This is a genomic window from Mycolicibacterium vulneris (assembly GCF_002104765.1).
Lineage (GTDB): Bacteria > Actinomycetota > Actinomycetes > Mycobacteriales > Mycobacteriaceae > Mycobacterium > Mycobacterium vulneris.
In genome coordinates this window covers 1-9,632 of sequence record NZ_NCXM01000060.1, presented here as the reverse complement: position 1 = coordinate 9,632, position 9,632 = coordinate 1, and the positions used below count along the sequence as shown (strand labels likewise).

Below are 9,632 nucleotides of genomic sequence, written 5' to 3'. Positions count from 1 at the left end.
GGGGTGGGTGGCTTTGGGGGTCAGGATGCGGTGCGGGTCGGCTTCGGCGGTGGAGACGTAGAGGTGGTTTTCGGTGCGCCCGCGGGTGAGCGCGACGTAGAGCTGTTGGCGCGAGAGGCGGTCGGAGCCGACGATGTGGCAGGTGCCTTCGGTGTCGCGGCCGCCGGCGGTCATGCCTTGGGCGGCGTTGATGGTGCTGGCGTAGCCCAGGGTGGTGTAGGTGGTGACGTAGCGGGCGGGCAGGCGTACCGGGGTGGCCGGGCCGCGCAGCGGCACGACGGTGATCGAGCCGTCGTCGTGCACGGTGCGGATGATCCAGCGGTGACCGTTTTTGACCCAGGCGCCGTGCGTGGTGGTGCGTAGCCAGCGGGCGTTTTTGCGGGTGGCGACCCAGTCGCCGGCAGAGGCGGTCAGTCCGTCGGCCAGCGTGACGGTAGCCGCCGATTGGTCATCGCCTGAGGAGTTGGCCGCGGTGGTGGTGGCGTGGGTGAGCCGGTCGAGGCGGGCGCGTTCGTTGAGCGTGGCGACCAGGTCGTTGGTGGGGGCTAACAGGATGGAGTCGCGGCCGGCGGCGCGGTCGGCGGCCCACGCGGTGTAGGCCAGGTCGGCGGCGGTGGCATCGGCGCCGACGTGGACGCGGTGGTGGTCGATGTAGAAGCCAATTCCGGCGGGATCTCCAGAACGGATGGCCAGGCTGGCGGCGGCTTCGGCTTTGCCGGTTTCGGGGTGGGTGAAGCGCACGACGGTGCTCAAGGTGACGGTGTCGTGGCGCTCGGCGAGGTCGCGTAGGACACCTCCGGCTGAGACCGAGGCGAGTTGTTGGTCGTCGCCGATGAGGCGCACGCTGGCCCCGCGCGCCAGGGCGTGGGCGATGAGGGTGTCGAGGTCTGCGGTGGAGGCCATGCCGGCTTCGTCGACGATGAGCAGGGTGTCTGAACCGATGCGGTCGAACCATTGTCGGGCGGGGTCGTCGGCGTCGGCGGGGGGGTGGTGGCCGGTGTCGGCGAGCTGGATGAGTTTGGCGATGGTGTCGGTGGGGGAGGCGAGGTCTTGGGCTAGGACTTCGGCGGCGCCGGCGGTGGGCGCCAGCCCGATGACGGTGCCGCCGCTGTTGCGCCAGGCGGCCGCCAGGGCGGTCATGGCGGTGGTTTTGCCGGTGCCCGCGGGGGCGAGCGCGAGTTGCAGGCGGGCACCGGAGGCGGCCATGTCGCGCACCATGGCGGCTTGCCCGTGGTTGAGTTCTAGGCCGTGGTTGGCATGTGTTTCGGCCAGCGCTAAACCGATGCTGGTGTCATCGACGGTGCGCCCGTTGCGCAGGGTGGCTGCGGCCAGGATGCGCCGTTCGGCGGCCATGATGGCCGCACTGGTGTAGACGGTGGTGTCATGGCGGGTGTAGACGCTGGAACCGTCGCGCCGCCGCAGCGGCACTGGTTCCTGTTTTTCGGTGTCAGCGTGGCTGCTCAAGGTGATGCTGTGCGCGCCAAGCGCACTGGCGACGATGCGGTTGACCAACTCGGGTCCGCCGGGGTGGTTGGCGTAACGCAGGGCGCGTTGGGCTTGAGCTCGAACATGGTTGACCGTCCAGGTGGCCCGGTTTTCGGCGACGGTGGCGATAACGGCGGCGGCCTGCTCGTCGACCCAGTCCTCGGTGATCTCGACCTGGTGGGACAGGCCCTGATTGGTGACGTCGGCGATCATGGCCGTCAGCGCGCGCTGGCTACCGAGGACCTCGACGGCTTGGACACGCCACAGGTGGCGCTGCTCGCCCAGCGAGCGTGGTTCGTGCTTGGCTTGGCGTGTTTCCAAGGTGGCTTGTTGGGACAATGCAAGCATCTCGACCACGGTGGGTTCACGGCCGTGGGTGGTGTGGAAGTGCTTGGCCAGCTGGCCCACGCGGTGGTCGATAGCCGAGCTGCGTGAGGAGTATTTTTCGATCAGCTCAGTGAGCATGCCCACGAGTTCACGCACCGGCCGTTTGCCGGGTTTGGCGGTGGTTTCGGCGAAGCGCACGCCGAGGTTGGCCACGAGCAGGGCCTCGATGCGGGTGTTGTACAGCTCGGAGGCCGCGACCGTGGCGTGATGTAGGGGGGTGCCGTCTAAGGCTAGCCAGCGCGGGATGCCATCGGCGCCGAAGGCTTGCACTTTGTTGCTGATCACCAGGTGGGTGTGCAGGTTGGGATCACCGGCGCGGCTGTCGCGGTGATCGAAGGCGGCGGCGATCAATCCGGTGGTGTTGACCTGAGCAACACCGTGGGCGCCCAAGCGCGAAAATGCGGCGTGTTCTTCGAGGAATTCGAGTGTTTCGGCCACGGCCTGGCGGTGGCATTCCTCGATCGCGCGCGCGATCGGGGTCGGCGCGATCGCCCATAATGCTGAGACGGATTTGACCGGGGTGAAGGTGAGGTCGTAGCCGGCCACGGCGGTGGTGGCTGCCCGTGAATTGCGCGCGATGAATCCCGACAGTTCCCGGTCATCGGCGGGCGGGCGAGCGTGTTTTTCGGTGAACATGTCGCGCCCTAGTGCGGTGCGGATGCGGGCCCGCACGTCGGCGGCGATGCTGTCGTGTTCACTGTTGCCGACGGTGATGTTGTAGTCGCGGTAGGCCTGGCGCAACCGGGTGACGAACTGGTTTTCGGTGTTATTGATGGCAAACGGGCGACCCAGGCGTGCCGCCGCGAGTGCGCCTGTTTGGCCGAGGCCAAATCCGGTCAAGTGCTTGGTGATTCGATCGGCGTTGGGATGCAAGCCTTCCCCGAAGAGGGCTTTCATTTGGTCTTCATTGACCTGCGATCCCTCCACGACCTCCCACAGCTCGGCGACGCTGGGGTCCGCGGGGTTACGTGCGATGGGTTGGCCGAGGGCGGTGAGACCTTGGCCCATCCACACGCCTGGGGATTCACCTTTGGTGCTGTAGTAGTCGCTGAGGCTGGGGCGCCCGCGCTCGGTGGCATCTGATGCGGCGACTTGCCGTATCAGATACATGTAGCCGTCGCCGGCGGTCAGCTTATGCAAGCCCATCACCGCGACATCACCACATATCAACTTTCACATCAGCTCCGGCGTTACGCGACGGCCGCGACCAACGAAATCGCGTCCCCTTCCGGCGGCCGTTACCGAGTTGTGACCTGAGTGCAAGAGGTGTGATGTTCGGTGAGTGGTTGTAGTTAGGGTCTCCTAAGTGACCGTGGGCTGGTGTGGTGAGTGGTCGGGTCCGGGCATGGGGAGTGGGGGTGGCGGCGAGATTTTTGTGTTCGGGTGCGGCGTAAGGGTTTTGGGGGCTTTAGCGTGTGGTGCATGGGAAACAAGGTGGTCAGTAAGCAAGCCCGGCGGGCGGCGCGTGAAGCCGCGGCCGCGGCGCAGGAAGAAGTGATCCGGCGCACGAAAGCCAATGTGGAGGATCTCGCGGCGTTCTTCGACGCGCGCGATCGGGCCGAGGCGGTCGATGTGTGGCTGGCCGAGCGGCAGCAGGCGTTGGCCGAGCAGGCCGCGCAGCGGCGCGTGGGCCAGCGGCGCCAGTGCGGCGCGGCGCTGCGGTCAATGCGCGACCGGGGCGAGACACTGCGTGAGATCGCGCGCATGGCCGGCATCAGCGAGAAAACGGTGCGGGAGTTGATTCGGGAAGCCGAGTCGTCGGAGGCGGCGTCCGCGCCGGCGGGCTCGCCCGGCGAAGCCGAGGCGGCGCCAGCGGCGGTGGCGCCGCAGGGCCGTGGGGCCGGCGAGATAGGCACGCACGCGGAGCATGCCGGTGGGCTCATACCGGAGCCGATGTCGGCGCGGACCTAGCACGGCCCGGGAACTGTCGGCGTGCGCTGAAATGATGACGGCGAGAGGCGGTCTTGGGGCCGCTGAAGTCGAAAACAAGTGGGAGCCATGGGGGTTTCGCAACCGCTACGTCTCGTGGTGGATTCGAGGGTGCACTGTGAGGAGATGCTGCGGTTCGAAAGCAATGTCGTTCGCGGCCCGGGCGCGGACGACTGCGCCATCTGGTGTTCGGCGATCGGCGCGGACGGTTATGGCCGATTTTGGGTGCGCCGCGGCGGCTCCCGGATCATGGTGCGGGCCAACCGTTATGCGCTTGCCGCGGCTCTGGACGGTAAGCCGTTAGAGCCGTGGGTGCGGGCGCTGCACGGATGCGATAACCCGGTCTGCGTACGAACGAGTCTGCCTGGCCAGAAGGGTCTGCTGCATATCATCGGCGGCTCTCAGCGCGACAATATGCAGATGATGGCCCGGGCTCGCCGCGGCGGCGGCCGGGTGGTCGTGCGCCGCGGCGATCACGGAGTCAAAGCGCGCCGCGCCCGGGCCGTGGCACTACGCGAAGCGGTGCGCCACGGATGGGACGCCGAAGCCGTCGAAGCAGCGTTATTGGGGTCTACGGACCCGACCCTGTGGTAAACCGCGCGGCGGCAACACCGTGGCGCACGGCGACCCGGTGGCGGCGCCTGTCATCCGAGGACGCTCGTGACGGAAAGTAAGCGCGTGCAATGCGTCTGCGCGAGAGAGCTGATGGATTGCAGCGATCACGGGTCGGCGGGCCGGTGGCGGTGCGCGCGACCGGCGCCGCCGGGGCGGCAAGGTCACGCGCGGCTACTTGTCGTCGAGCGCAGGGAGCCGGGCGAGCGCGCAGCGCCACGCCGGCGACAGGCTGGCACGCGGTGGCGGACGCAACCGGCAGCAGCGGAACACCGGAAGAAAAAGGGGGGCCCGGCCAACCCCGCGGGTGCAGGTGCTGGCCGGGCCCCGATTGACCGATCGCCGGTTACAGGGTCTGCAGGAGGCGGAACGCCTGCGTCTTGAGAGATCCGCTGCCCGCGGCCGCGGTGACGGTCCGCAGTGCGCGGGCCGCGCTGGCGTCACTGGCGGTTTTGGCGCCGCGGACTGGCACCACGTGGTCAAGGTATTCGGTGACCGCGTTGTAGGCCGCCCACCGGGTCCCCGCGATAGGTGCGATGGTGGGCGAGGACGTCCACAGCTTGACGATCGCGCTGGCGCGTTCGCGGCGGTGTCGCTTGGTGGCGACGTTGCCGGCGGAGTCGACCTCGAGCAAGGAGTGAGTGAAGCTGCGCATTTCCTCGGTATCCATGGGAGCAGCGTAGAGGGCGGCGGCCTCGGCTTCGAACGCCTCGATGTAGCGCCAGCTGATCTTGAGGGCGTTGCGGGCTTCGGCGATCGAGGCCCGCGCACCGCCGGTGTGGCGGATGGAGAAGCTGGCCTTGGCCCGCGCGATCGCCGCGGCTTGTGTGTTGGCGCACACGATGCGTACCGGGGACACGATGAATCTGAAGGCCGAGCTGCCGTCGTGAGAGTTCAACGCCGCGAGGTAGAAGTCGGTGCGGTCCTTGCTGCCGTCTTTGCCGTCGAACACCATGCTGCTGGGTAGCTTCATGGTGACGAACGTTTCACGCCCGCCTCGCAGGGCGCCGGCGGTTTCGAAGTGCGCGCCGCCGCTTTGGTCCACCAGGGCGTCGAGCAGGTCGCAGGAGGCCTCGTTTTGGACGGGCTCGTACTTGCTGCCGACGACCCCGAGAACATCCAGGCGCCCGTTGACCGGGTTTGTGCGCACCGTGGCGTAAAAGTCCGGCACCGCCAGCGGGGCTGGGTTGGTGACGCCGGTGTCGTGGATGACGGGTTCTTGGGGTACTTGCAGCGGCATCTTGCGGACGTTCCAGCCGGCCAGGTGCGCGGCCTTCAGGGCTTCACGCGAGGTCATGGCGTGGCCTACCGATTGGCCGAGCCGGTGCCAGGCATCGGAGCGGGAGTTGGCGAAGGAGACCCGGCCATCGGTGGTGTCGAGTTCGTGTGCCATGAGAATTGTTCCTTTCTGAGAAACGGTGTTGGTTCGCGCCGTTCAGCGCTGGGTGTACGGGGACCGGCGGGGTGGCGGTGTCAACCCCGAAGAGGCCGGCGAATCAGCAGGAGGCGGATTTTCGGCCCGGCGAGCCCGGCGCGCAGCGCCTGGGCGAGCTCGCGTAGGGCCGACAAATGCCGCCGGTGCCGCCCGGGCGGAGCGGGAGCCGGCCGGCAGGGCGGCGGGAGCAGGAGAACGGGCGAGCCCGCCGGGCGTGGGTTGACAGCGACGGGGTCCCTGTCGGTCAAACTTGCTCACCCGCTGACGGCTAGAAGAAGGTGAGGGGCTACGGATTCCGTGGGCGCCGCCAGGCGGCCAGTCCGGTCGCGCGGGGCGCGCCGGCACCTTGTGGGCCCGAAGAAAAAAGGGGGCCCGGCCAACCCCGCAGTGGTGCAGGTGCTTGCCGGGCCCGGCCAAGGATGACGGTTAGTCGCTGTTGGTGGCGTCGACGATGGCGCGCCGGATCTGCTCGGGGCGGATGCCGGAGCGCAGCGCGGCCAGCAGCATGAGAGCCAGCCGCGGCGGCGTGCTCTGGCTTGTGTGGGCCTCGTCGACGGCGGCTTGCGCAGCGATGCCTGCGCGAACCGTGTCGGCCAGGAAGCAGTAGCAGGCGGCGGCGATGGTGAGTGCTTCGGCGCGGGGCTGGCCGCGCAACCGCCGGGCGATGTGGGTCCACAGGTAGGCGGCGGTGTCGGTGTGTTTGGAGGCAGCGGCGATCATGGCGTCGCGCACGGCGACGTCGGCGGTGATGGCGATGCCGGCGCGGGTGGGCAGGGTGCGGTTGATGGGGTGGCCTTCTAGGGCGTCGGCGACCTCTTGCGCCACCTGGATAACGAGTTCGCCGTGATCGCCGAGCGCCAGCGGCGGGGCGGGAGGTAGGTAGGAGAATTCGGCTTCGAGCTCACTGCGGCCGGTGCTGACGGCCTCACCGCCGAGGACGCGGTGAGCGGTCAGCAGTGAGTCGGTGTAGGGGTAGGTGGGACCGGTGGCGCCGCTGTCGGGGTCATACCAGTGACCTTGGGTGCTGACGTCGGGGGTCATGATGCGACGGAGCACGGGGATACCGGCGTCGCGCAGCGCCTCCCGCAGTGCGTCGAGGATAGTCAGGGCGTGCCATTGACGTGGCTCGTCGCAGACCGCCAGCAGGATCGCAGCGTGGTTGGTTTCGGGTCGCAGGTTGACGGTGACCGGGAAGCGTGCGGCCTGTTCGACCGAGATCGTGACGTCGAAGCGGATCGCGGTGCGCACGGCCAGGTCACCGCCGTTGGGGTCGCGGTGCAGCATGTAGGCCACGACGCTGTTGGTGGGGGCGAAGCCCAAGAGGGCGGCCGCGGCGGCAACGATGTCTGCTTCGGTGCGCAAGGTGGTAGTGGGCATGAGGTGTTCTCCGTTTCGTGCGGTGAGTGGTGCGCCGGTCAGCGCTGGGGGAGCGGTCAATCGGGTGAGGGTGGGCGGTCAACCCCGAAGAGTCCGCGCCGAACGGAGCAGGGTTTTCGGCCCGCGCTCGCCGGCGCGATAGCGCCCTGGCGAGCTGGCATAGGGCCGAAAAGGTCACTCGGCCTGCGCAGTTCGGCGCGGGCGTGGGTTGAGCGGTCGGGCCCCCACCCGATTAGGCTGCGACCCCTGCTGACGGCTTTAAGGTGAGGGGCTACGGATCTGGTGGCCGCCGCCAGGCGGCCAGTCCGGTCGCGCGGGGCGCGCCGGTACCCACCGGGACCGGAAGAAAAAAGGGGGACCCGGCCAACCCCGCGGGTGCAGGTGCTGGCCGGGCCCCGGAATCGGCTGGTGCTTAGATGATCTCGCAGGCGGTGTCGCGTAGTGCCTCGAGGAGTTCGACGTTCTCGCCGAGTGTCATGGTGTCGTGTCCCCACTGGAACCAATTGCCGCTGACGGTGTCGACGAGGAACGGGATCGCAACCTCGCGGTTGGCGATCCTGCGGTTCACTGTGCCTTCGATGATCATTGGACGGCTCCTCTCACGCTGCGTACACGGTTAGGCGCTGCGCCGGTGAGCGGCCGGCAGGCTGATGCGGGTAATGCCCCACGGGGCGGGGTCGTAGCCGGGGAGTGCCTGGACCAACATGTTCTGCAGCTCGCGGCAGAACATGTAGGCCTCGGTGTGCTGCCAGTCCTTGGGTTCGCCGGACTGATATTCGTAGCACTGCAACGCCTTGAGTACTTCGACGACCGACCAGGTGTGCAGGGGCCGGGTGAAGCGGTACTCGTAGGGCTCGTGGATCGGGTTGTTGAAGTAGCAGTAGTTGACTGAGGCGGTGTTGGCGTCGACGAGCATCTGCCCAACCTGGTCGAGGTTGTCGTCGGTGAGCTGGTTGACACGGGTTGGGTTGTCGTAGACCCAGGTGAGGTTGCCGCAGGGCCGGCGAAATCCGTAGCGGCCGGCCCACAGCAGGACGTTGATGTGTTCGGCTTCGACGACGTATGCGCTCATGATGTTGTTCTCCGTTTCCGATGGTGATGGAGTGCGCCGGTTGGCGCTGGGGTGCGGGCAAGCGGGTGAGGGTGGGCGGTCAACCCCGAAGAGTCCGCGCCGAACGGAGCAGGGTTTTCGGCCCGCGCTCGCCGGCGCGTAGCGCCTTGGCGGGCTGGCATTGGGCCGAAAAGGTCACTCGGCCTGCGTAGTTCGGTGTGGGCGTGGGTTGAGCGGTCGGGGTCCCCGCCCGCTTACGGTGTGCACCCTGCTGACGGCTAAAGAAGGTGAGGGGCTACGGGTTTGGTGGGCGCCGCCAGGTGGCCAGTCCGGTCGCGCGGGGCGCGCCGGCACGGTGTGGGCCGGAACAAAAAAGGGGGGCCCGGCCAGCCCCGCGGTCGTGCAGGTGCTGGCCGGGCCCGGAGTGGGTGTCGCGGTTAGGTCAGGCCTGCCGCGCGGAGGCGGTCGCGGATGGCTCCGAGGTTTATGGTGCGGTCGATGTCATAGTCGTCGACGTAGAGGGTGGCCCAGTCTTGCCATCCATCGAGGGCGGTTTCGACCTCGTCGAACAACACGCCGGGGCGGGTGATGGCGATTTCGTCTCCGTTGTCGGCTCGGTGTGCGTCTGCGACGACGGCGACGAGCTGTCCGGTTCCGTCGAAGATGCGTGGATCGTTGCGGGGGGCGAAGTTTCGCCGGAACCGCAGCTGGCGGGGTTTGCCGTCGGCGGGGTCGATGAAGTCCCACGCGAGGGCGTAGTCGATCTCGGTCATGCGGGTGAGTCCTTTCTGGAAAATGGGGGTGCCGCGAAGGGTGAGGGGTTAGGCCGCCACTAGGTGGGCGGCGGCGATGTCGGCGAGGGCGGCTTCGAGGTCCTGGTGCGCCAAGGGCGGATTGGCGTCGAGGGTGACGGTCCACATCGGCTGTTCGCCGATCCCGGCAGTCAGGGTGTAGGCGTGGCCGGCGTGAGTGGCGCGGTAGGACCAGTCGCAGCCGGGAATGGCGTGGAAGGTGAGGTCGCCGGCGCGGACTTTGAGAATGCGCGTATGCGGTTCGGTGTTGAGGTCGGGTGCGGTCCCTTCGATGGCGGCCATCTGCCCGTGGGTGTCGGTAGCGATCAGGACTAGGCGGTGGCCGGCCTCGCTGGTGTAGTCGTGCACGGTGGTGAGCCCGATGTCGCCGTGGTTGTGGAACAGGATCCGGGTGATGCCGTACTGCTGGTGCTGGATGCGTCCTGCGGCCTCGTCGACGAGGTTGAAGGCGAGCTCGAATTCGTGGTCCATGAGGTGTTCTCCGTTTCGTGCGGTGAGTGGTGCGCCGGTCAGCGCTGGGGGAGCGGTCAATCGGGTGAGGGTG

Annotated in this window: 9 protein-coding genes; 2 read left to right on the top strand and 7 right to left on the bottom strand. The window is 68.0% G+C overall.

Going from position 1 to position 9,632, the window contains the following annotated elements; all coding sequences use genetic code 11:
- The coding region (gene mobF, locus B8W69_RS29155; RefSeq protein ID WP_165762726.1) for a MobF family relaxase at positions 1 to 3,018 on the bottom strand (3,018 nt) is incomplete at its 3' end.
- Positions 3,019 to 3,294: 276 nt separating this feature from the next.
- Here mobF and B8W69_RS29150 point away from each other — a divergent pair.
- Complete coding sequence (locus B8W69_RS29150) at positions 3,295 to 3,783, top strand: hypothetical protein (RefSeq protein WP_085293110.1); 489 nt, start codon at positions 3,295 to 3,297, stop codon at positions 3,781 to 3,783.
- Positions 3,784 to 3,927: 144 nt separating this feature from the next.
- Positions 3,928 to 4,395 carry a hypothetical protein gene (locus B8W69_RS29145; protein ID WP_245843423.1) on the top strand — a complete coding sequence of 156 codons (468 nt, stop codon included), beginning with the start codon at positions 3,928 to 3,930 and terminating at the stop codon, positions 4,393 to 4,395.
- 364 nt (positions 4,396 to 4,759) lie between these two features.
- Here the strand turns inward: B8W69_RS29145 and B8W69_RS29140 are convergent, their stop codons facing one another.
- From B8W69_RS29140 to B8W69_RS29120, 6 genes are all read right to left on the bottom strand, one after another.
- Complete coding sequence (locus tag B8W69_RS29140; protein WP_085293108.1) at positions 4,760 to 5,806, bottom strand: DUF932 domain-containing protein; 1,047 nt, start codon at positions 5,804 to 5,806, stop codon at positions 4,760 to 4,762.
- Between the two features lie 468 nt (positions 5,807 to 6,274).
- Complete coding sequence (locus B8W69_RS29135) at positions 6,275 to 7,225, bottom strand: DUF4192 family protein (RefSeq protein WP_085293107.1); 951 nt, start codon at positions 7,223 to 7,225, stop codon at positions 6,275 to 6,277.
- 412 nt (positions 7,226 to 7,637) lie between these two features.
- Positions 7,638 to 7,811 carry a hypothetical protein gene (locus B8W69_RS30840; protein ID WP_165762725.1) on the bottom strand — a complete coding sequence of 58 codons (174 nt, stop codon included), beginning with the start codon at positions 7,809 to 7,811 and terminating at the stop codon, positions 7,638 to 7,640.
- 30 nt (positions 7,812 to 7,841) lie between these two features.
- Positions 7,842 to 8,297, bottom strand: a complete 456-nt coding sequence (locus B8W69_RS29130) for a hypothetical protein (protein ID WP_085293106.1) — start codon at positions 8,295 to 8,297, stop codon at positions 7,842 to 7,844.
- A 416-nt stretch (positions 8,298 to 8,713) separates the two neighbouring features.
- Entirely contained in the window at positions 8,714 to 9,049 is a 336-nt protein-coding gene (locus tag B8W69_RS29125; protein WP_085293105.1) for a hypothetical protein, read from the bottom strand.
- Positions 9,050 to 9,097: 48 nt separating this feature from the next.
- The coding region (locus B8W69_RS29120; RefSeq protein WP_245843422.1) for a hypothetical protein at positions 9,098 to 9,632 on the bottom strand (535 nt) is incomplete at its 5' end.